General features: G+C 69.1%; 20 protein-coding genes. 16 read left to right on the top strand and 4 right to left on the bottom strand.

The genetic code is table 11. The features are described 5' to 3' along the window. Positions 1–17: 17 nt before the first annotated feature. Genes AC07PU_RS09710 through AC07PU_RS09720 form a run of 3 tightly spaced genes read left to right on the top strand, consistent with a single transcriptional unit; the run spans position 18 to position 3,126 of the window. Positions 18–1,559: a TRAP transporter large permease gene (locus AC07PU_RS09710; RefSeq protein WP_495317035.1), complete on the top strand. Its 1,542-nt coding sequence runs from the start codon at positions 18–20 to the stop codon at positions 1,557–1,559. Further along, on the top strand, positions 1,556–2,038 hold the full coding sequence (locus AC07PU_RS09715; RefSeq protein ID WP_495317038.1) for a hypothetical protein: 483 nt from the start codon (positions 1,556–1,558) through the stop codon (positions 2,036–2,038). Before AC07PU_RS09710 ends, AC07PU_RS09715 begins: the two co-directional genes overlap by 4 nt. Before the next feature lie 38 nt (positions 2,039–2,076). After that, on the top strand, positions 2,077–3,126 hold the full coding sequence (locus AC07PU_RS09720; RefSeq protein WP_495317040.1) for a hypothetical protein: 1,050 nt from the start codon (positions 2,077–2,079) through the stop codon (positions 3,124–3,126). A gap of 55 nt (positions 3,127–3,181) precedes the next feature. Here the strand turns inward: AC07PU_RS09720 and AC07PU_RS09725 are convergent, their stop codons facing one another. Beyond that, on the bottom strand, positions 3,182–4,261 hold the full coding sequence (locus AC07PU_RS09725) for a TRAP transporter substrate-binding protein (RefSeq protein ID WP_208508799.1): 1,080 nt from the start codon (positions 4,259–4,261) through the stop codon (positions 3,182–3,184). A 270-nt stretch (positions 4,262–4,531) separates the two neighbouring features. Here AC07PU_RS09725 and AC07PU_RS09730 point away from each other — a divergent pair, with 270 nt between their 5' ends. The 5 genes from AC07PU_RS09730 (at position 4,532) to AC07PU_RS09750 (ending at position 9,107) form a co-directional block, all read left to right on the top strand. Next, positions 4,532–5,686, top strand: a complete 1,155-nt coding sequence (locus AC07PU_RS09730) for an ABC transporter substrate-binding protein (RefSeq protein WP_203205021.1) — start codon at positions 4,532–4,534, stop codon at positions 5,684–5,686. A 148-nt stretch (positions 5,687–5,834) separates the two neighbouring features. Continuing rightward, the gene (locus AC07PU_RS09735; protein ID WP_208508800.1) at positions 5,835–6,716 is read left to right on the top strand and encodes a branched-chain amino acid ABC transporter permease; all 882 of its coding nucleotides are present in this window, start codon (positions 5,835–5,837) and stop codon (positions 6,714–6,716) included. Positions 6,717–6,718: 2 nt separating this feature from the next. Continuing rightward, complete coding sequence (locus tag AC07PU_RS09740) at positions 6,719–7,582, top strand: branched-chain amino acid ABC transporter permease (RefSeq protein ID WP_398501285.1); 864 nt, start codon at positions 6,719–6,721, stop codon at positions 7,580–7,582. Next, positions 7,579–8,379 (top strand): ABC transporter ATP-binding protein, encoded by an 801-nt coding sequence (locus tag AC07PU_RS09745; protein ID WP_495317043.1) that lies wholly within the window; start codon positions 7,579–7,581, stop codon positions 8,377–8,379. The genes AC07PU_RS09740 and AC07PU_RS09745 overlap by 4 nt, the downstream gene beginning before the upstream one ends. Next, a complete protein-coding gene (locus tag AC07PU_RS09750; RefSeq protein ID WP_495317045.1) occupies positions 8,376–9,107 on the top strand; it encodes an ABC transporter ATP-binding protein in 732 nt (243 codons plus the stop codon). Before AC07PU_RS09745 ends, AC07PU_RS09750 begins: the two co-directional genes overlap by 4 nt. Positions 9,108–9,249: 142 nt before the next feature. On the opposite strand, the gene dxs is transcribed toward AC07PU_RS09750, so the two are convergent. The 3 genes from dxs to xseB are packed head-to-tail and all read right to left on the bottom strand — an operon-like array spanning position 9,250 to position 12,312. Further along, entirely contained in the window at positions 9,250–11,106 is a 1,857-nt protein-coding gene (gene dxs, locus AC07PU_RS09755) for a 1-deoxy-D-xylulose-5-phosphate synthase (protein ID WP_495317047.1), read from the bottom strand. 22 nt (positions 11,107–11,128) lie between these two features. Continuing rightward, a complete protein-coding gene (locus AC07PU_RS09760) occupies positions 11,129–12,049 on the bottom strand; it encodes a polyprenyl synthetase family protein (protein WP_495317050.1) in 921 nt (306 codons plus the stop codon). Further along, positions 12,046–12,312: an exodeoxyribonuclease VII small subunit gene (gene xseB / locus AC07PU_RS09765; RefSeq protein WP_093349123.1), complete on the bottom strand. Its 267-nt coding sequence runs from the start codon at positions 12,310–12,312 to the stop codon at positions 12,046–12,048. Before xseB ends, AC07PU_RS09760 begins: the two co-directional genes overlap by 4 nt. Positions 12,313–12,592: 280 nt before the next feature. Here xseB and AC07PU_RS09770 point away from each other — a divergent pair, with 280 nt between their 5' ends. The 8 genes from AC07PU_RS09770 (at position 12,593) to AC07PU_RS09805 (ending at position 21,404) form a co-directional block, all read left to right on the top strand. Continuing rightward, positions 12,593–13,723, top strand: coding sequence for an aromatic ring-hydroxylating oxygenase subunit alpha (locus AC07PU_RS09770; protein ID WP_057589543.1), 1,131 nt, complete (start codon positions 12,593–12,595; stop codon positions 13,721–13,723). A 108-nt stretch (positions 13,724–13,831) separates the two neighbouring features. Beyond that, positions 13,832–14,755 (top strand): DMT family transporter, encoded by a 924-nt coding sequence (locus AC07PU_RS09775; RefSeq protein WP_177239455.1) that lies wholly within the window; start codon positions 13,832–13,834, stop codon positions 14,753–14,755. 70 nt (positions 14,756–14,825) lie between these two features. Then, positions 14,826–15,737, top strand: coding sequence for a sulfurtransferase (locus AC07PU_RS09780; RefSeq protein WP_296781646.1), 912 nt, complete (start codon positions 14,826–14,828; stop codon positions 15,735–15,737). Continuing rightward, a complete protein-coding gene (locus tag AC07PU_RS09785; RefSeq protein WP_208508805.1) occupies positions 15,734–16,330 on the top strand; it encodes a DUF2796 domain-containing protein in 597 nt (198 codons plus the stop codon). The genes AC07PU_RS09780 and AC07PU_RS09785 overlap by 4 nt, the downstream gene beginning before the upstream one ends. Positions 16,331–16,334: 4 nt before the next feature. Then, positions 16,335–17,081, top strand: a complete 747-nt coding sequence (locus AC07PU_RS09790; protein WP_208508806.1) for an ABC transporter ATP-binding protein — start codon at positions 16,335–16,337, stop codon at positions 17,079–17,081. Then, positions 17,078–18,340 (top strand): ABC transporter permease, encoded by a 1,263-nt coding sequence (locus AC07PU_RS09795; RefSeq protein WP_490875883.1) that lies wholly within the window; start codon positions 17,078–17,080, stop codon positions 18,338–18,340. The genes AC07PU_RS09790 and AC07PU_RS09795 overlap by 4 nt, the downstream gene beginning before the upstream one ends. A gap of 4 nt (positions 18,341–18,344) precedes the next feature. Beyond that, positions 18,345–18,986 carry a DUF3299 domain-containing protein gene (locus tag AC07PU_RS09800; RefSeq protein WP_495317055.1) on the top strand — a complete coding sequence of 214 codons (642 nt, stop codon included), beginning with the start codon at positions 18,345–18,347 and terminating at the stop codon, positions 18,984–18,986. Positions 18,987–19,205: 219 nt separating this feature from the next. Further along, entirely contained in the window at positions 19,206–21,404 is a 2,199-nt protein-coding gene (locus AC07PU_RS09805) for a DUF3300 domain-containing protein (protein ID WP_495317057.1), read from the top strand. The last annotated feature ends 59 nt before the right edge of the window (positions 21,405–21,463 follow it).

Consider the following 21,463-nt stretch of genomic DNA (forward strand, 5'->3'; position numbering starts at 1 on the left):
CGGCAGGATAAGTAGAAATGCACATGGAAAACTTCGCCCCGATCATGTTCGCGGGGCTCGTCGTGATCATGCTGATCGGGTTCCCGGTCGCGTTCTCGCTCTCGGCACTCGGCCTGATCTGCGGCTTCTTCGCGATCGAGATGGGCTGGTTCCCGGCCGGCTTCATGGCCAACCTGCCGCTCAACGTCTTCGGCATCCTGTCGAACGAGACGCTGCTGGCGATCCCCTTCTTCACGCTGATGGGAGCGGTACTGGAGAAATGCGGGCTGGCCGAGGACATGCTCGACTCCATGGGCCAGCTGTTCGGCCCGGTGCGCGGCGGCCTCGGCTACTCGGTGATCATCGTGGGCTTCATCCTCGGCGCCATCACCGGCACGGTGGCGGGCCAGGTGATCGCGATGGCGATGATCTCGCTGCCGGTGATGATGCGCTACGGCTACAACATGCGCTACTCGACCGGCGTGCTCGCCGCCTCGGGGACCATCACGCAGCTGGTGCCGCCCTCGCTGGTGCTGATCGTCATGGCCGACCAGCTCGGCACCGACGTCGGCCAGATGTACAAGGGCGCCTGGGGTCCGTCGATCCTGCAGGTGATCATCTTCGCGATCTACACCTTCCTGATCGGGCGCATCTACCCGAGCTACGTGCCGGGCCTGCCGGCCAGCGCGCGCACGCTGCACGGCTGGGCGCTGTGGGGCAAGTGCCTGCGCGGCATCATTCCCTCGGCGATCCTGATCTTCGCGGTGCTGGGCTCGATGGGCGGCCTGCCGTTCATGGACAAGGCCATCGCCACCCCGACCGAAGCCGGCGCCATGGGCGCGGTCGGCGCGCTGATCCTCGCGCTGATCCACCGCCGCCTGAACTGGGAACTGCTCAAGGGCGCGATGGAAGGCACGATGCGCCTGACGGCCATGGTGGTGTTCATCCTGATCGGCTCGCGCGTGTTCTCGCTGGTGTTCCAGGGCGTGGACGGCGCCAAGTGGATCGAGCACATGCTCTCGGGCCTGCCGGGCGGCCAGGTCGGCTTCCTGATCGCGGTCAACATCTTCGTCTTCTTCCTCGCGTTCTTCCTCGACTTCTTCGAGATCGCGTTCATCATCCTGCCGCTTTTGGGCCCCGTGGCCCACAAGCTCGGCATCGACATGGTGTGGTTCGGCGTGCTGCTGTGCGTGAACATGCAGACCTCGTTCATGCATCCGCCGTTCGGCTTCGCGCTGTTCTACTTGCGAGGGATCGCCGACACCCTGTTCAAGAACGGGGCGCTGCCCAAGAAGGTGGAGTCGCGCGACATCTACCTGGGCGCCGTGCCCTGGGTCATCATGCAGCTGCTGCTGGTGGCCATCGTGATCTTCTTCCCGCAGACGGTGACCGTGTTCCTCGACAAGGAGAAGGTGGTCGACATCGACAAGGTGATCCTCGAGATGCCGGTGGACGAGCAGTCGAACGCACCCGACGCCAACGGCGTGAACATGGAAGACCCGTTCGGCAACGAGAAGAAGGACGAGCCGGCCCCGGCGGCCGAGCCCGCGCCGGCGCCCGCCGACGGCGCCAAGCAGTGACGCAGGCCGGCGCCGACGAAGGCGCTGCGCTCGAGAGCGCCGCCTTCCCGCCGCTGCTGCGCACGCTCGCGGTCGTGATCGTCGTCGACCTCTTCGCCATCGCGCTCTGGAGCCTGCCCTCGCTGCGCGAGACCAGCTGGTCGACCTCGAGCCTGGTGGTCTTCGGCCTCGCGGGCCTGTGCGTGGTGTGGGTCGGCTACTGGATCGTCTACAGCCGCACCCGGCTCGAAGGCGACGAGCTGGTCCAGACCTGGCTGTGGACCAAGCGCGTGCGCGCGCAGGACGCCTCGCAGCTCAAGCTGGTCCATATCCGCATGCTCGAGCGCGTCATCGCGCCACGCCTGCTGGTGCGCCGTCGCAATGGCGGCATCACCTGGTTCCATGCCTACGACCCGAAGGTGCTGGTCGCCTTCGGCGAGCAGGTGGCGCTGCGCGCGGTGCCGGCGCGGCCCCCGGCTTCCGACGACAACGGCGCCTGAGTCAGCCTCGCGGCACCCGATGCGGCGAAGATAGCCGCATGCATCCCAGATCCCTTCTCCTGTCGAACGGTGCGCGTGCCTTCGTGGCGGCCCTGTGCCTCGCCGCATCGGCGACCGGCGCCGCGGCCGCCACCGCCGCCGACTGCACGGCATCGGCCGCGCCCGACTGCTACCGCGCCTTCGAGCCCCCGCAAGCGGGCGGCTCGCTGCACTACTACGCCTCACTCGCCCCCGGCGCGGGCCCCACGCAGGCGCTCATCGCCATGCACGGCCATCCGCGCGATGCCGGCAAGACCTTCGACGCGGCCCTGCGCACCGTGCGCCAGGCCGGCGCGCTCGAGCGCACGCTGGTGGTCGCGCCGCTGTTCCAGGTCGCGGCCGACAAGGCCGGCAAATGCAGCAGCGCGGGCGTGCCGGCCGCGCAGGACGGCGACCTGCTGTGGACCTGCGCCTCCTGGCTCGAAGGCGGCCGCGCGGAGAACGGCAATGGCCTGTCCTCGTTCACGGCCATGGACGCGCTCGTGGCCGAGCTGCACCGGCGCTGGCCGAGCCTGCGCACGGTCACCCTCGCGGGCTTCTCGGCCGGCGCGCAGATGGTGCAGCACTACATCGGCTTCGCGGCCGATCCGCCCGCGGCCTCGCTCGCGCTGCGCTACGTGGTGGCCGACCCCGGCACCTGGCTCTACTTCGACGCGTACCGCCCGTTTCCTCCGGGCGACGCCGCCGCCTGCCCCGCGCTCAACCGCTGGAAGTACGGCACCGAGGGCCTGCCCGCGCACCTGGGCCGCGACGCCGCGCAGGCCCGCGCGCGCTATGCGGCCGCCGACATCCACTACCTGCAGGGCGAGCTCGACACCGGCGAGGGCAAGGGCACGGCCTACCGGGTGCTCGACAAGTCCTGCGCGGCCACCGCGCAAGGCCCCTACCGGCTGCAGCGCGGCCTGGCCTACGCGCAGTACGACCGCACGCTGCTCGCGCCGGCCAAGCGCCGCGAGGTCACGGTGGTGCCGGGCTGCGCGCACGACGTGGCCTGCGTGTTCCCGTCCGAGGCCGCGCGCGCCGCGCTGCTCGGCACGCCCTCCAAATGAAAAAAGCCCCGCCGCTGCCGGCGGGGCTTCTGCATGGGCGCGAAGGTGTCGCCGCTTACAGCTTCTGCTGCTGCATGAAGCGGTCGAAGGTGCCTTCGGTGTAGCGGAACCAGGCGTTCTGGTCGGCCAGGAATTTGGACCAGTCGCCGTAGATCTTCTTCCACTCGGGGTTGGAGTTGTTGAGGTCCGAGTAGACCTGCTGGGCCGACTTGAAGGCCGCGTTCATCACGTCCTGCGAGAACGGGCGCAGCTTGGTGCCCGAGCCCACGAGCTGCTTGAGCGCGATCGGGTTCTTGGCGTCGTACTTGGCCGTCATCGTGATGTTGGCGTGCGCGGCGGCCGCCTCGACGATCGCCTTGTAGTCGGCCGACAGGCCTTCCCAGGCCTTGGTGTTGATGTAGAAGTCGAGCTCGGGGCCGCCTTCCCACCAGCCGGGGTAGTAGTAGAACGGGGCGATCTTGTTGAAGCCCAGCTTCTGGTCGTCGTACGGGCCGACCCATTCGAGGCCGTCCAGCGTGCCCTTTTCGAGCGCGGGGTACAGGTCGGCGCCGGGGATCGATTGCGGGATCACGCCGAAGGGCTCGAGCACCTTGCCCGCGAACGGGTTGGTGCGGAACTTCAGGCCCTTGAGGTCGGCGACCGACTTGATTTCCTTGCGGAACCAGCCGCCCATCTGCGCGCCGGTGTTGCCGCCGGGCAGGTTGATGATGTTGTACTTGGCGTAGAAGGCGCGCATCAGCTTCAGGCCGTTGCCTTCGTACATCCAGGCGTTCTGCTGGCGGGTGTTCATGCCGAAGGGCACCGAGCAGCCGAGGCAGAAGGTCGGGTCCTTGCCGTAGAAGTAGTACGGCGCCGTGTGGGCCATTTCGACCGAGGCGTTCTGCACGCCGTCGACCACGCCGAACGCGGGCATCAGCTCGCCGCCGGCATGCACCGAGATCTGGAACTTGCCGCCCGTCATGTCGCTGACGCTCTTCGCGAACACCTCGGCGGTGCCGAAGATGGTGTCCAGCGACTTGGGAAAGCTCGACGCCAGGCGCCAGCGGACGGTGGCCTGCGCATGAACGGCAGGCGCGATGCCGGCAGCCAGGACGCCAGCGATGCCGGCGTTTTTGATGAGGGAACGACGATCCATGGATAGCTCTCCGAATACTTGGAAAAAACGACGCACGGCTTGTGACCGCTGGGGACTCTTGTAGAAGCCCGGGCGATTGTAAAAACGCGCTTACAGCGACCGGCGGGGGTTTACCCTGCGCTGCAGCAATACGGCGGATGCGCGCCACGCCATCGCCACGGCCCGCGAGCAGGCCTGCGACGAGCCCGGCAAGCCCCCCGGCAAGCCCGAATTCGGACGAGGCATAAAATGTTAATCCGCCTTACACACACCTCCGATACGGCATCCGACATGAGACTCTCCCATTCCTTCAAGCCCGCGCTGCTCGCCTTCGCCGCAGCCACCGCCTTCGGCGCCCAAGCCGCCGACATCAAGATCGGCGTCGCCGCCGCGCTGTCCGGCGGTGCCGCCCAGTACGGCGCCGCGATCCGCAACGGCTTCCAGCTCGCGGCCGACGAGATCAATGCCGCCGGCGGCATCAACGGCGACAAGATCGTCCTCGCCATCGAGGACGAGCAAGGCAAGAAGGAAGACGCCATCAACGTCTTCAAGAAATTGATCTTCCAGGACAAGGTCCTGATGACCTTCGGCCCCACGCTGTCGAACTCGGCCCAGGCCGCCGACCCGATCGCCCAGGCCGCCAAGACCGTGGCCTTCGGCACCTCGAACACCGCCGACGGCATCACCTCGATCGGCGACTACGTGTTCCGCAACTCGGTGACCGAGGCCGACGTGCTGCCCGAGACCCTGCGCGTGGCGATCAAGCACGCCAACGTCAAGAAGGTCGCCGTGCTCTACGGCAACGACGACGTGTTCACCAAGAGCGGCTACGACAACTTCAAGAAGGCCCTCGAGGACCTGAAGCTGCCCGTGACCACCACCGAGACCTTCGCCAAGGGCGACGTGGACTTCAAGGCCCAGCTGACCAAGATCAAGGCCAGCAACCCCGACGCCATCGTGCTGTCGGCCCTGCTGGCCGAGGGCGCGCCGATCATGGTGCAGGCCCGCCAGCTCGGCCTGAACGTGCCGGTCATCGGCGGCAACGGCATGAACTCGACCAAGATCTTCGACCTGGCCAAGGGCAGCTCGGACAACCTCTACGTCGGCAGCCCCTGGTCGGCCAGCAACGCCACGCCCGAGAACACCAAGTTCCAGAAGGCCTACAACGACAAGTTCAAGGTCGCGCCCGACCAGTTCGCCGCCCAGGCCTACGACGGGCTGTACGTGGTGGCGCAGGCGCTCAAGGGCGTGAAGCTGTCGGGCAACCTGCCGGCCGACCGCACCGCCCTGCGCGACGCGCTGCCCAACGTGAAGTGGACCGGCGCCACCGGCGCCTTCACCTTCGCGCGCGCCAAGGACAAGGCCGGCAAGCCCGCCGGCTACGACGCGCAACAGACGGCCATCGTGAGCGTGACGCGCGGCACGCAGTTCGTGATCGAGAAGTAAGCAAGGGGCGGCACCCTCGCCGCTCGCGGCGGGCCGCGCGGCCCGCCTTGCCTTTTGCACCCGGCGCAGGACGACCCACTGCGCCCTTCGTTCTTCCTGTTTTGATTCGCCGCGACGCCCTTCGGCCGCGGCCCGACGAAAGCCCATCGTGCTCGATCAGCAGCTTGTCAACGCCCTGTCGCTGGGGTGCGTCTACGCACTCTTCGCGCTGGGCTTCACACTCATCTTCGGCGTGCTCGGCGTCATCAACCTCTCGCACGGCGCGGTGTTCATGGTGGGCGCCTACGCGGCCGCCGAGTTCATGCGCCTGACCAACCTGCCCCTGTGGGCCGGCCTGCCCTTCGCGTTCGTGCTGTGCGGCGTGCTGGGCCTGCTGATCGACGTGCTGGTGCTCAAGCCGCTGCGCAAGCGCGACGCGCCCCACCTGATCCCGATGATCGCCACCATCGGCGTGGCCATCATCCTGAACAACGGCGTGCAGGGCATCTTCGGCGCGGAGAACCTGCGCTTCCCGTCCGGCACCATCCCCGACGACGCGCTGGTGCTCGCGGGCATCCACGTCACGGCGCTCGAGCTCGGCATCATCATCGCGTCCTTCGCGCTGATGGCCGTGCTGCTGCTGTCGCTGCAGCGCACGCAGCTCGGCCGCGCGCTGCGCGCCATCGCCGAATCGCCCAAGGCCGCCTACCTCGTGGGCGTGAACGTCGAGGGCCTGTTCTACCTGACCTCCTTCGTGGCGGCGGGCCTGGGCGGCGTGGCCGGCGTGCTGATCGGCCTGTACTCGAACGCGCTGTTCCCGCTGATGGGCCAGCCGATGCTCGAGAAGGGCATCGCCGTGATCATCCTCGGCGGCATGGGCGACATCCGCGGCGCGCTGCTCGGCGGCCTGTTCCTCGGCTTCGCCGAGGTGCTGTCGGTGGCCTACGTGGGCTCCACCATGCGCGACGCGGTGGCCTTCGGCCTTCTGTTCCTGGTGCTGCTGGTGCGTCCCAAGGGCCTGTTCGGCTCGCTCAAGGAGCGCAAGGTCTGACCATGGAAGCGCTCGACAACTTCTGGTCGGTCTACAGCAACCTGGTGCTCTCGCTGGGCATCAACGGCCTGCTGGCGCTCTCGATCTGGCTCACCCTGGCCTGCGGCATGCTGGCCCTGGCCAACGCGGCCTTCATGGGCATCGGCGCCTACGCGGCCTCGATCCTCACGCTCAACTACGGCGTGCCGTTCCCGGTCGCCATCGCGGCCGGCATGGCCGCGCCCGCGCTGGTGGCCTTCGCCATCGGCAAGCCCACGCTGCGCCTGTCGGGCGTGTACCTGGCGATGGCCACGCTGGCCTTCGGCGAGGTGGTGCGCATCGCCGTGCTCAACGCCGAGTCGCTCACGGGCGGCGCGCTGGGCCTCAATGGCATCCCGCAGTCGACCGAGTGGTGGCACGTCGCGCTCGCGCTGGTGCTGGTGCTGCTGGTGCTGTGGCGCATCCGCCGCTCGAAGGTGGGCCGCGCCTTCGAGGCCATCAAGGAGGACGAGACCGCCGCCGGCCTGATGGGCATCGACGTGGCGGGCCACAAGATGCTGGCCTTCGTGCTCGGCGGCGCGATCGCCGGCCTGGCCGGCACGCTGAACGCGCACCTGACCTTCTTCATCGGCCCGTCCGAGTACGGCTTCAACCGCGCGGTCGACATCCTCACGATGGCGATCCTCGGCGGCATCGGCGGCCTCACCGGCCCGGTGCTCGGCGGCACCATCCTCACGCTGCTGCCCGAGATGCTGCGCGGCCTGGGCGCCTTCCGCCTCGTGGTCAACGGCTTCATCCTGGTGCTGATCGTGCTGTTCCTGCCCAAGGGCATCTGGGACCCGGCGCGCATCCGCCAGTGGTTCGGCCGCAAGGGGAGCGCCGCATGAGCCAGACCCTGCTGACATTGAAGAACGTGTCGCGCCATTTCGGCGGACTCAAGGTGCTGCAGGACGTGAACCTCGAGATTCCGCAAGGCGGCATCTTCGGGCTCATCGGACCGAACGGCGCCGGCAAGACCACGGTGTTCAACCTGATCACCGGCCTCTTGCCGACCACCAGCGGCAGCATCCATTTCGAGGGCCGCGACCTCGCGGGCCGCAAGCCCTTCCAGATCACGCGCGGCGGCATCGCGCGCACCTTCCAGAACATCCGCGTCTTCAAGGAGATGTCGCTGCTGGAGAACGTGATCGTGGGCATGGATTCGAAGCTGCGCTACGGCCCGCTGGGCCTGCTCGCGAGCTCGGGCCTGTTCCGCGGCGAGGAGAAGCGCGCCCGCGAGCGCGCGCACGAGCTGCTGGGCTGGGTGCGCCTGGACCACAAGGCGCACGACATCGCCGACAACCTCTCGTACGGCGAGCAGCGCAAGCTGGAGCTCGCGCGCGCGCTGGCCACCGAGCCCAAGCTGCTGCTGCTCGACGAACCGGTCGCCGGCATGAACAGCACCGAGAAGAGCGAGCTGATGGTCGAGATCGAGAACATCGCGGCGCGCGGTTTCACGGTCTTCATGATCGAGCACGACATGCGCTTCGTGATGGGCCTGTGCCAGCAGATCGCGGTGCTGAACTTCGGCCGCATCATCGCGCGCGGAGGCCCCGAGCAGATCCGCAACGACCCGCAGGTGATCGAGGCCTACCTCGGCCGCGAGGACGACGAAGCCACCAACGAACCGGAGGCCGCGGCATGAGCGCAGGCACCAAGCAACCCTTGCTGCAGGTCCAGGGCCTGAAGGTTTCCTTCGGCCATGTGCAGGCCGTCAAGGGCATCGACTTCGAACTGCACGAAGGACAGATCACCACGCTGGTCGGCGCCAACGGCGCCGGCAAGTCGACCACGCTGCTGGCGCTGTCGGGCCTGGTGAAGAAGACCGCCGGGCGCGTCGTGTTCGCGGGCCAGGACATCTCCGCCCTCGCGCCGCACAGGATCGTGGCCGGCGGCGTGGTGCAGGTGGCCGAGGGCCGCGCCACGCTGACCACGCTGACGGTGCGCGAGAACCTCGAGCTCGGCGCCTACACGCGGCGCGACGGCGCGGCCGCGCGCACGGCCGACCTGGAGCGCATCTACGCCCTGTTCCCGGTGCTCAAGGACCGCGCCGACGGCCTGGCCGGCAACCTCTCGGGCGGCGAGCAGCAGATGCTGGCGATCGGCCGCGCCCTGATGGCGAAGCCGCGCGTGCTGCTGCTGGACGAGCCCTCGATGGGCCTGGCGCCGATCATCGTGCAGGACATCTTCCGCACGCTGCGCGAGATCAACCGCCAGGGCCTGACGATCTTCCTGGTGGAGCAGAACGTGCGCCAGGCGCTGAAGATCGCGGACCGGGCCTACGTGATCGAGACCGGCAGCATCGTGCTGTCGGGCAGCGGGCGCGACCTGCTCGGCGATCCGAAGGTGCAGGAAGCGTACCTGGGCAGCTGATCGTTTCGGCTGTTCCTCCCTCCCCCGCTGGGGGAGGGTCGGGGTGGGGGCACGCGGCCTTGCGCAAGACCGCGGCGCTTTTCGAGGCCGCATGCCCCCATCCCGGCCTTCCCCCAGAGGGGGAAGGAGCAAGACAGAAGATTCAGCCTTCGCGGCCGAAGCGCTGCGCGATCGACTGCTCGATGCCCGCGGCATCGAGCCCGATCGAGGCCAGCAGCTTGGCCGGGTCGCCGTGCTCGATGAAGCGGTCGGGCAGGCCCAGCTGCAGCACCGGCACCTGCACGCCCGCGGCCTGCAGCGCCTCAAGCACCGCGCTGCCCGCGCCGCCCATCAACGCGCCTTCCTCGAGCGTGACCAGCGCCTCGTGCGAACGCGCCACCTCGAGCAGCAGTTCCACGTCGAGCGGCTTGGCCCAGCGCATGTTGGCCACCGTGGCATCGAGCGCCTCGGCGGCCGTGAGCGCTGGATACAGCAGCGTGCCGAAGGCCAGGATGGCGATGCGCTTGCCCTGCCGGCGCAGCTCGCCCTTGCCGAAGGGCAGGCCGTCGAGCGCGAGGTGCGGCTCGACGCCGGCACCCGCGCCGCGCGGATAGCGCACGGCCACCGGGTGGTCCTGCTCGTAGGCCGTGGTCAGCAGTTGCCGCGTCTCGCGCTCGTCGGCGGGACAGGCGATGCTCATGTTCGGGATGCAGCGCAGGAACGGGATGTCGTAGGCACCTGCGTGCGTGGCGCCGTCGGCGCCCACCAGGCCCGCGCGGTCGAGCGCGAACACCACCGGCAGGTTCTGGATCGCGACGTCGTGCACCAATTGGTCGTAGCCGCGCTGCAGGAAGGTCGAGTAGATCGCCACCACCGGCTTCAGGCCCTCGCAGGCCAGGCCCGCGGCGAAGGTCACGGCATGCTGCTCGGCGATGCCGACGTCGTAGTAGCGGTCGGGAAAGCGCTGCTCGAACTCGACCAGCCCCGAGCCTTCGCGCATCGCGGGCGTGATGCCGACCAGCCGACCGTCCTTGGCCGCGGTGTCGCACAGCCACTGGCCGAAGATCTGGGTGAAGGTCTTCTTGGGCGCCGACGCGGGCTTGACCAGGCCGACCTGCGGATCGAACTTGCCGGGGCCGTGGTAGGCCACGGGATCGGCCTCGGCCAGCTTGTAGCCCTGGCCCTTCTTGGTCACCACGTGCAGGAACTGCGGGCCCTCGAGGTGCTTGAGGTTCTCGAGCGTGGGCACCAGCGAATCGATGTCGTGGCCGTCGATCGGGCCCACGTAGTTGAAGCCGAACTGCTCGAACAGCGTGGCCGGCACCACCATGCCCTTGGCATGCTGCTCGAAGCGCTTGGCCAGTTCGAACAGCGGCGGCGCGGCGCGCAGCACGCTCTTGCCCACGTTCTTGGCGGCGGCGTAGAAGTTGCCGCTCATCAGCTGCGCCAGGTAGCGGTTGAGCGCGCCCACCGGCGGGCTGATCGACATGTCGTTGTCGTTGAGGATCACGATCAGCCGGCAGTCGCACACGCCCGCGTTGTTGAGCGCCTCGAAGGCCATGCCGGCCGTGAGCGCGCCGTCGCCGATGATGGCCACGGTGAAGCGGTCCTCGCCCTTCTGCTTGGCGGCCATGGCCATGCCGAGCGCGGCCGAGATGCTGGTCGACGAGTGCGCGGTGCCGAAGGTGTCGTATTCGCTCTCGCTGCGCTGCGGGAAGCCCGAGATGCCGCCGAGCTGGCGCAGGGTGGGCATGCGCTCGCGCCGGCCCGTGAGGATCTTGTGCGGATAGGTCTGGTGGCCCACGTCCCACACCAGCCGGTCGTGCGGCGTGTTGAACACGTGGTGCAGCGCGACCGTGAGCTCCACCGTGCCGAGGTTCGAGCTCAGGTGGCCGCCGGTGCGCGAGACGTTGTCGAGCACGCAGGCGCGCACCTCGTCGGACAGCTGCTTGAGCTGGGCCCGGTCGTACTGGCGGATGGGGGACGGATCGTGGAGCGTGGGGAGCAGCGGAGCGGCCATGGATCGTGGTGTTCGTTCTTGTCTAGCGGTCGCGGTCTACGACCATGTGGGCCAGCGCGCGCAGCGCTGCAGTGTCCTGCAGGCCGCTCGCATCGAGCGCGGCGAGCGCGTCGTCGAGCAGTTGCGAGGCCTGGGCCCGGGCGCCCTCGAGCCCCAGCAGCGACACATAGGTGGGCTTGTCGGCCGCGGCATCCTTGCCCGCGGTCTTGCCCAGGGTCTGCGAATCGGCCGTGACGTCGAGGATGTCGTCGACCACCTGGAAAGCCAGGCCGATCGCCGCGCCGTAGCCGCGCAGCGCGGTCAGCGCCGCCGCCGAAACGCCGGTGCCGCAGGCCGCGCCCATCTCGACGCTGCCCTGCAGCAGCGCGCCGGTCTTCAGCCGGTGCATCTCGCGCAACTGCGCTTCGTTCAAGGCCACGCCCACGCTCGCGAGGTCGATCGCCTGGCCGCCGGCCATGCCCTGGCTGCCGGCGGCGCGCGCCAGCATGCGGCACAGCGTGGCCTGCATCGCGGGCGGCACCTCGTCGCCATCGGGCGTGAGCAGTTCGAAGGCCAGCGCCTGCAGCGCGTCGCCCGCGAGCAGCGCGTCGGCCTCGCCGAACTTCACGTGCACCGTGGGCTTGCCCCGGCGCAGCACGTCGTTGTCCATGCACGGCAGGTCGTCGTGCACCAGCGAATAGGCGTGGATCAGTTCGGTGGCGCAGGCCGCGCGCAGCGCCGCGGCCGCATTGCCGCCGACCGCCTCGCTGGCCGCGAGCACCAGCAGCGGCCGCAGCCGCTTGCCGCCGTCGAGCACCGCATAGCGCATGGCCTCGCCGAGCAGCACCGGCGAATCGACGCCGACCCAGCCCGACAGCGCCTGTTCGACGCGCTCGAGGTGCGGACGGCTCCAGAGCGCAAGGCGGGCCTGGTCCCAGGTGGGGGACGTGGTGGCCGCGGTCATTCGGCGGCCCAGGGCTTGAGGCTGCCCGCGTCGAGCACCTTGATCTGGTCTTCCACCGCCTGCAGCCGGTCGCGGCAGAAGGCCAGCAGCGCGGCGCCGCGCTGGTAGCTGCCCAGCAGCTGGTCGAGCGGCAACTGGCCCGATTCGAGTTCCGCGACCAGTTGCTCCAGTTCCTGGAGTCCCGCTTCGTAGCTGACGGGCATCGGGCCCGTGTCGGGCGTGGGCGCCGGACTGGACGCGGGAGAGGAAGGCACCTTGGGCATGCGGGGGCAACGAGGATGAAACCGCGCATTTTAGGTCGCGGCCGATGGCACATCGGCGGCTTGCGCGACACTGCGACGCACCGTCGTGCACGGCCGGACAGGGCGCCGGCCCGACCAGGGTGAAAGCCCCAGGGGCCACAAGGAAGGCCCCCCGGGTACAATCCCCCTCCCCCAGCCGGTCACGCCGGCGCAACTCTCGGGCCGACACGCCTCTCCTGTCGTCGGTACCTTCCGTTTCAATTTTGTTTTCCTCCCTGTGGGGAGCTTGGTCAGGTCCTCCATGTCTGATTTAAGTCTTCAACTGCAGCAGGCCACGAGCCAACTTCCGGTTTCCGCGTATTTCGACGAGGCGCTCTTCGCCCGCGAGATGGAAACGCTCTTTGCCCGTGGCCCACGCTATGTCGGCCACCGCCTTGCCGTGCCGGAGGCCGGCAACTTCCACACGCTGCCCCACGAGCACCAGGGCCGCGCGCTGGTCCACACGCCCAAGGGCGTGGAACTGATCTCCAACGTCTGCCGCCACCGCCAGGCCGTGATCCTGCAGGGCCGCGGCGAACTCGACGCGCGCACCGGCGGCAACATCGTCTGCCCGCTGCACCGCTGGACCTATGCCGCGGCCGACGCGCGCACCACCGGCACGCTGATCGGCGCCCCGCATTTCGCGCAGGACCCCTGCCTGAACCTGCACAACTACCCGCTCACCGAATGGAACGGCCTGCTGTTCGAGGCCAACGGCCGCGACATCGCGGCCGACATGGCCGGCCTGGGCCCGCGCGCCGACCTCTCGTTCGAGGGCTTCGCGCTCGACCACGTCGAACTGCACGAGTGCAACTACAACTGGAAGACCTTCATCGAGGTCTACCTCGAGGACTACCACGTCGGCCCGTTCCACCCGGGCCTGGGCAGCTTCGTCACCTGCGACGACCTGCGCTGGGAGTTCAACCGCAACTACTCGGTGCAGACCGTGGGCGTGGCCAACCGCCTGGGCCGCGCGGGCAGCCCGGTCTACCAGAAATGGCAGGAACAGCTGCTGCAGTACCGCGAGGGCAAGCCGCCCAAGTACGGCGCGATCTGGCTCACCTACTACCCGCACGTGATGATCGAGTGGTATCCGCACGTGCTCACGGTCTCGACCCTGCACCCGGTCAGCCCCACCAAGACGCTCAACATGGTGGAGTTCTTCTACCCCGAGGAAATCGTCGCCTTCGAGCGCGAGTTCGTCGAGGCCCAGCGTGCCGCCTACATGGAGACCTGCGTGGAAGACGACGAGATCGCCGAGCGCATGGACGCCGGCCGCCGCGCGCTGATGCTGCGCGGCGACAACGAGACCGGTCCCTACCAGAGCCCGATGGAAGACGGCATGCAGCAGTTCCACGAGTGGTACCGGCGCGAGCTGCAGGCCGCCGGCTGAGGCGCCGAAGCCGCTGCTTCGGTTCCGTTTCCTGCTATTCTCTTGATAGCTGAATGCGCCCGGTTGGCGGGCGTTTCAGCTATTTTTCTTTTGTAAGAAGTCAAGACGATGCAAGCGCTCTGGATGGTGCTCGGCGCCTTTTTGTTCGCCTCCATGGGCGTGGCCGTGAAGATCGCCTCGGCCTGGTTCACCAGCGGCGAGATGGTGCTCTGGCGCGGCGTCATCGGCATCGTCTTCCTGTGGCTGCTCGCGCGCAGCCGCGGCGTCTCGCTCGCCACCCAATACCCCGGCATGCATGCCTGGCGCAGCCTGATCGGCGTGGTCTCGCTGGGCGCGTGGTTCTATGCCATCGCCCACATGCCGCTGGCCACGGCCGTCACCCTCAACTACATGAGCAGCGTCTGGATCGCCGCCTTCCTGGTCGGCGGCGCGCTGTTGGCCTGGATGCCGGTGCCGGGCCGCGACGGCCGCGTCTCGCGTCCGCCGCTGCAGGCGCCGCTGGTGCTGACCGTGCTCACCGGCTTCGCCGGCGTGGTGCTGATGCTCAAGCCCAGCGTGGATTCGAGCCAGGGCTTCGCCGGCCTGCTGGGCCTGCTGTCGGGCCTGACCGCCGCCTTCGCCTACATGCAGGTGGTGGCGCTCTCGCGCATCGGCGAGCCCGAGATGCGCACGGTGTTCTATTTCGCGCTCGGCTCGGCCGTGGCCGGGGCGCTGGCCACGGCCTTCACGGGCTTTTCGGAATGGAACTGGCGCCACGGCCTGTGGCTGCTGCCGATCGGCCTGCTGGCGGCCCTCGGACAGCTTTGCATGACCCGCGCCTACGCCACCGCCAAGACCGAGAGCGGCACCCTGGTGGTGGCCAACCTGCAGTACTCGGGCATCATCTTCGCGGCCTTCTACAGCGTGGTGCTGTTCGACGACCGCATCGACGCCGCCGGCTGGACCGGCATGGCGCTCATCATCGCGAGCGGCGTTGCCGCAACCGTGTTGCGTCAGCGTACAGTGCCACAGGCGCCGGCCGAGGAACATTGAGGCCGGCTCGCAGTCCCCTTCACATCCGCCGCAACTATTGCGCGGCCCATGCGTCCAGGAGTTCTTCGCCATGACCTTCACCACCCTCGTTTCCGCCGATGAGCTGCGCGCCCTGCAGGCCGCCGGCACGCCGCTCATGGTGTTCGACTGCAGCTTCGACCTCATGAAGCCCGAGTCGGGCGCCCAGCAGTACGCGGCCTCGCACATCCCGGGCGCGCTGCATGCCGACCTCGACACCGACCTCAGCGCCAAGCATGGCGTGCCCGGCGCGCATGGCGAGGTGGTGGTGGCGCAGGAAGACGGCGTGCCGGCCTCGGGCGGGCGCCATCCGCTGCCCAGCCGCGAGCGCTTCGCGGCCTGGCTCAGCGGCATCGGCTTCTCGAACGACATGCAGGCCGTGGTCTACGACCGCAACGGCGCCAACTACTGCGGGCGCCTGTGGTGGATGCTCAAGTGGATGGGCCACGACGCCGTGGCCGTGCTCGACGGCGGCCTGCAGGGCTGGCAGGCCACGGGCGGCGAGGTCACCGACCGCGAGGAGCCCGCGCGCTTCCAGTCGAACTTCGTCATGGGCGAACCGCTGGTGCGCCTCGTCACCACCGACACCGTGGTGCGCCGGCTGGGCCAGCCTGACCAGAACCTGATCGACGCGCGGGCCGGTGCACGCTATCGCGGCGAGGTGGAACCTCTGGACCCGATCGCCGGTCACATCCCCGGGGCACTCAACCGCCCCTTCGCCGAGAACCTCGGTCCCGACGGCAAGTTCAAGCCCGCCGCGCAACTGCGCGCCGAGTTCGAAACGCTGCTCGAAGGCCGCGATCCGGCGACGGTCGTCCACCAGTGCGGCAGCGGCGTGAGCGCCGTTCCCAATCTGCTCGCGATGCGCATCGCGGGGCTCGGAACGGCCGCGCTCTATGCCGGCAGCTGGAGCGAATGGAGCAACACCCCGGGGCTGCCGACCCGGCAAGGCGCCCAACCATGACCCTGACCCGATCCAGCACCGACCGACGCGCTCTCCGACGCATCCTCGCTTCCGCCGCCCTCGCGCTGCTTGCCTCGGCCCCGTTCGCCGCCGCGCAGGCCCAGCAGCAGCACGCCCACGTGCACGGCCAGATCAAGCTCGACGTCGCCATCGACGGCCCCACGGTCGTGATCGATATGGAGTCGCCGCTCGACAACATCGTCGGCTTCGAGCGCGCACCCAAGACCGATGCCGAGAAGAAGACCGTCGAGGATGCCGTGGCCCAGCTGCGCGCGGCCGACAAGCTGTTCGCCATCGATCCCGCCGCAAGCTGCAAGCTCGGCCCGGTCGACCTGCGCTCCAGCGCGCTCGGCCTCGGCAAGCCCGATGCCAGCGAGCCCGAGGGCCATGCCGACCTCGACGCCACCTTCTCGTTCAACTGCGCCAACGCGGCCGCCGCCAAGTACATCGACATCGGCCTGTTCGCCGCCTTCAAGGGCACGCGTCAGATCGATGCGCAGATCGCTTCCGCGCAAGGCCAGTTCAAGCGCCAGCTCAAACGCCCCGCCGGAGCGCAAGCCGCGCAGCCGGCCCGCCTGACCTGGGGCAAGTGAGGTCGTGAGCCTTCCTTCGCAGGCCGAATCCACGCCGCTGCGCGTGGTGCTCTCGGCCGAATCGCTGCGCTTCTCCTGGCCCGGCAGCGCCACGCCCTGCATCGACATCGAGGCCTTCCGCATCACGGCCGGCGAATCGGTGTTCCTGCATGGCCCCAGCGGCTGCGGCAAGAGCACCCTGCTGTCGCTGCTGGCCGGCGTGCTGGTGGCCGACGAGGGCCGCGTGTGCCTGCTGGGCCACGACTGGTCCAAGCTCTCGGGCGCCGCGCGCGACCGCTGCCGCGTGGCGCACGTGGGCTACATCTTCCAGCAGTTCAACCTGCTGCCCTATCTGAGCGTGGTCGACAACGTGCTGCTGCCCTGCCGCTTCTCGGCACGGCGCCGCGAGCAGGCCTCGCGCCAGCGCGGCGCGCGCGAGGAAGCCGAGCACCTGCTCGACCAGATGGGCCTGGACCGCAAGCTCTGGCAGCGCCAGGCCATGCAGCTCTCGGTGGGCCAGCAGCAGCGCGTGGCAGCGGCGCGCGCGCTCATCGGCCAGCCCGAGGTGGTGATCGCCGACGAGCCCACCTCCGCGCTCGACGAAGACCGGCGCGAAGCCTTCCTCGACGTGCTGCTCACCGCCTGCGCCGAGAACGACAGCGCGCTGGTGTTCGTGAGCCATGACCAGCGCATCGCGCAGCGCTTCGCGCGCCATGTGCTGCTGCCCGAGATCAACCGCGCCTCGAGCGCGACGATGGCGACCGACGCATGAAGGCCCTGTTCTCCATCGCCTGGCGCAGCGCCTGGAACCGCCGCTTCACGCTCGCGCTCACCGTGTTCTCGATCGCGCTGTCGACCTTCCTCCTGCTGGGCGTCGAGCGCATCCGCACCGAGCTGCGCGAAAACTTCGCGTCCTCGGTCTCGGGCACCGACCTGATCGTGGGCGCGCGCACCGGCTCCACGCAACTGCTGCTGTACTCCGTGTTCCGCATCGGCGCGGCCACCAACAACATTGCGTGGAAGAGCGTGCAGGCGCTGCAGGCGCACCCCGGCGTCGACTGGGTGGTGCCACTGTCGCTCGGCGATTCGCACCGCGGCTTCGCCGTGCTCGCGACCTCGCCCGAGTACTTCACGCGCTTTCGCTACGGCGACCGCCAGTCGCTCGCGCTGCGCGAGGGCAAGCCCTTCAGCGAGCTGTTCGACGCCGTGGTCGGCGCCGAGGTGGCCGACAAGCTCGGCTACCACGTGGGCCAGAAGATCACGCTGGCGCACGGCAGCGGCGAGCTCAACGTGGCCGAGCATGCCGACAAGCCCTTCACCGTGGTGGGCGTGCTCGCGCGCACCGGCACGCCGGTCGACCGCACGGTGCACATCGGTCTCGCGGCCATGGAGGCGATCCACCTCGAATGGGTGGGCGGCGCGCCCATGCCCGGCGTGAAGATCCCGGCCGACCAGGTGCGCAAGTTCGACCTCACGCCCAAGAACGTGACGGCCGCGCTCGTGGGCCTGAAGAACCGCGCCGCCGTGTTCTCGGTGCAGCGCTGGATCTCCACCTACACCGGCGAGCCGCTGATGGCGATCCTGCCCGGCGTGGCGCTCGACGAACTCTGGAGCGTGATCGGCGTGGGCGAGAACGCGCTGCTGCTGATGTCGGGCCTGGTCGCGCTCGTGAGCCTCGCGGGCCTGGTGTCGGTGGTGATGGCCGGCCTCAACGAAAGGCGGCGCGAACTCGCCGTGCTGCGCGCCGTGGGCGCGGGCCTGCGCCACGTGCTGGCGCTGCTCGCGCTCGAGGGCGCGCTGGTCACCGTGCTCGGCGTGGTCGTGGGCGTGCTGATGGCGGTGCTGGGCATCGCCGGGCTCGCGCCCTGGCTGCAGTCGCAGTTCGGGCTGACATTGCGGCTTTCCGAACCTACACTGAACGAATGGCTGCTGCTCGCGAGCCTGCTGGCCGCCGGCTGGCTGGCGAGCCTGCTGCCCGGCATTCGCGCCTACCGGCTCTCGCTCGCCGACGGGCTTTCACCGAGGATCTGATCCCATGCGCCACGCAAAGACTCCCCATTCCGCCGTCCAGGCCTCGAAGCGCTTCGCCCTGCTGATGGCCGGCGCCAGCCTCGCGGCCGCCGCCTGGGCCGCCGAGCCCGCGCCCAAGGACACCACCGCCACCAACCCGCTCGGCGGCAAGGCCGCGCCCGCGGCCACCGCCAAGGCCCCGGCCGGCCAGCCGCGCCAGATCACCTGGGAAGAACTCGTGCCCAAGGACTGGGACCCGTCGAAGGAGTTCAAGGGCATGGACCTGAGCGCCCTCGACGATGGCGACCCGCGCGCCAACGAGCTGCTGATGAAGATGCAGGAGGTGTCGAACAACGCGCCGACCAATCCCGCGATGAACGGCGTGGAGGTGAAGATCCCCGGCTTCATCGTGCCGCTCGAGGAAGCCAAGGGCGAGGTCACCGAGTTCCTGCTCGTGCCCTACTTCGGCGCCTGCATCCACACCCCGCCGCCGCCGGCCAACCAGATCCTGCACGTGGTGCCGCAGAAGGGCGCCAAGTTCCGCGCCATGGACACCGTGTGGGTCACGGGCAAGCTGCAGACCCTGCGCAACGATTCGATGATGGGCGTGAGCGGCTACCACGTGAGCGCGAGCAGCGTCACCAAGTACACCGGCGGCGCGAAGTAGCCGACAGCCGCACGCCGCGGCACTGACCGCGAGCTGACTGGGAGCAAGGGGCCGGTATTCACCGGCCCTTCACCTTTCTTGACAGGCCTGTTCCTACCCGGCCAGCGCCCGGCAGACGACACAGCCCGTTGCATCCTCGGGCCATGCTTCGTCATCGCTCGAGTTGCGGCACCCGTTCTGTACGAGCGGGTGCTCCAACAGCGCCCCAGGAAGGCCAGGATGATCCCCTCCAATCACACCCCCCTCGCGCGTGCACTCACGCTGTCGCTGTGCACCGCAGCATTGGTGCTCGCGGGCTGCGACAAGTCCGAGACCCCCGCCGCGCAGAACGCCGCCGCACCCGCGCCCCAGGCAGCGGCCTCCGTGCCCGCCGCCGCAGCACCGGCACCCGCGGCCCCTATGCCGGTGGCCTACGTGCCACCCGCGGCCGAGGAGCTCTACCAGATGGTCGCCCCCATCGCGCTGTACCCCGACAAGCTCGTGGCGCAGGTGCTGGCCGGTGCCACTTATCCCGAGCAGATCACCGCCGCGCAGGACTGGCTCAAGCAGAACCCCACGCTCAAGGCCGGCGCCCTCGCCGATGCCGTCAACCAGCAGCCCTGGGACCCGAGCGTCAAGTCGCTGACCGCCTTCCGCAACGTGATGGACCAGATGGCCGGCAACCTGCCCTGGACCGAGGCACTGGGCAAGGCCTACTACAACGACCCGGCCGACGTGATGAACGCCATCCAGGTCATGCGTCAGCGCGCCTCCAAGGCCGGCCGGCTCAAGAACAACGACAAGCTCAAGGTCGCCACCGCCGCGGCGCCGGCCAACTACACGCCCGCGCCCGATCCGCAGGGCGCCTATGCGGGCCCGCTCATCGTCGAACCGCCGCAGCAGCTCATCACCATCCAGCAGGCGCAGCCCGACGTGGTCTACGTGCCCAGCTACAACCCGCAGCAGATCTACGGCGAGCCCGTGGCCGCCTACCCCGGCTATGCCTACACGCCCCCGCCGCAGCCCGTGTACGTCGACCGCGGCTACAGCGGTGCCCAGGTCGCCACGGCCGGCGTGCTGGCCTTCGGTGCCGGCGTGGTCGTGGCCTCGGCGCTCGAGCGCCATGGCTGGGGTTGGAACTCCTGGAACGTGAACTGGGGCCGTCCGCGCGACCGCGACTATCAGCGCGCCGCGCCGCCGCCGCCGGCCTATCGCCCGGCCGTGGTCTACAACAACAACACCTACGTCTCGCGCTCGACCACCGTCGTCAACAACGTCTACAACAACAACGGTGGCGGCCGCGACCGTGACCGCCCGCGCGGCGACGCGGGCGTGGCAGCCTGGCAGGCCGCGCATCCGGGGCAGTCGCCCAACTTCGCGATGCAGCAGCAGCAGGCCCAGCAACAGCAGGCCGCCGCGCTGCTCGCGCAGCAGCAACAGGCGCGTCAGCTGCAGATGCAGCAACAGCAGCAGCAACACGCGCAGCAGTTGCAGAGCCAGCAACAGGCGCAGCAACAAGCCCAGCAGCAGGCCCTGGCGCGCCAGCAGCAGATGCAGCAGCAGGCGCATCAACAACAGGCGCAACAACAGGCTCAGCAGGACCAGGCGCGGCGCCAGCAGTTGATGACGCAACAGCAGACGCGCGAGCAGCAAGCCCAGCAGGCCCAGGCCGCGCGCCAGCAGGCGCAGCAGCAGCAAGCGCAGCAGGAGCAGGCTCGTCGCCAGCAGCAGCTGGCCCAGAACCAGGCCGGCCAGCAGCAGGCGCAGCAGGAACAGGCGCGACGCCAACAACAACAACAGCAACAACAGGCGCAGGAACAGGCGCGACGCCAGCAACAGCAGGCTCAGCAAGACCAGGGCCGCAGGCAGCAGCAGCAACAGCAGGCGCAGCAGGAACAGGTCCGTCGCCAGCAGGAGCAGCAACAGCAAGCCCAGCAGAACCAGGCCCGCCAACAGCAGCAGGTCGCGCAGAACCAGGCACGGCAGCAACAGCAGCAGGCCGCCCAGCAGACCCAGCAGCAGGAACAGGCGCGGCGCCAGCAGATGCAGCAACAACAGCAGCAGCAACAACAGGCCGCGCAACGCCAGCAACAGCAGGCCCAGCAGCAACAGGAGCAGATCCGTCGCCAGCAGCAGCAAGCGCAACAGGCCCAGCAACAAGCCCAGCAGCAGGCCATGCAGCGGCAACAGCAGCAGGCTCAACAGGCGCAGCAGCAAGCCATGCAACGCCAGCAGCAACAGGCCCAGCAAGCCCAGCAGCAGGCGATGCAGCGCCAACAACAGCAGGCCCAACAGGCTCAGCAGCAGGCCGCGCAGCGCCAGCAGCAACAGGCCCAGCAGATGCAGCAACGGCAGGCGCAGGCTCAAGCGCAGGCCCAGGCACAAGCCCAGGCCGCCGCGCACCGCAACCGCCCGCCGGGCGACCAGCGACAGCAGTAAGGACCCGGCCGGACGACGCTGTGGGCGAGTGAGCGTTAGGCATCACGGCGAGAAGCCGC

The sequence above is a fragment of the Variovorax sp. GW821-FHT10D07 genome, from assembly GCF_059415325.1.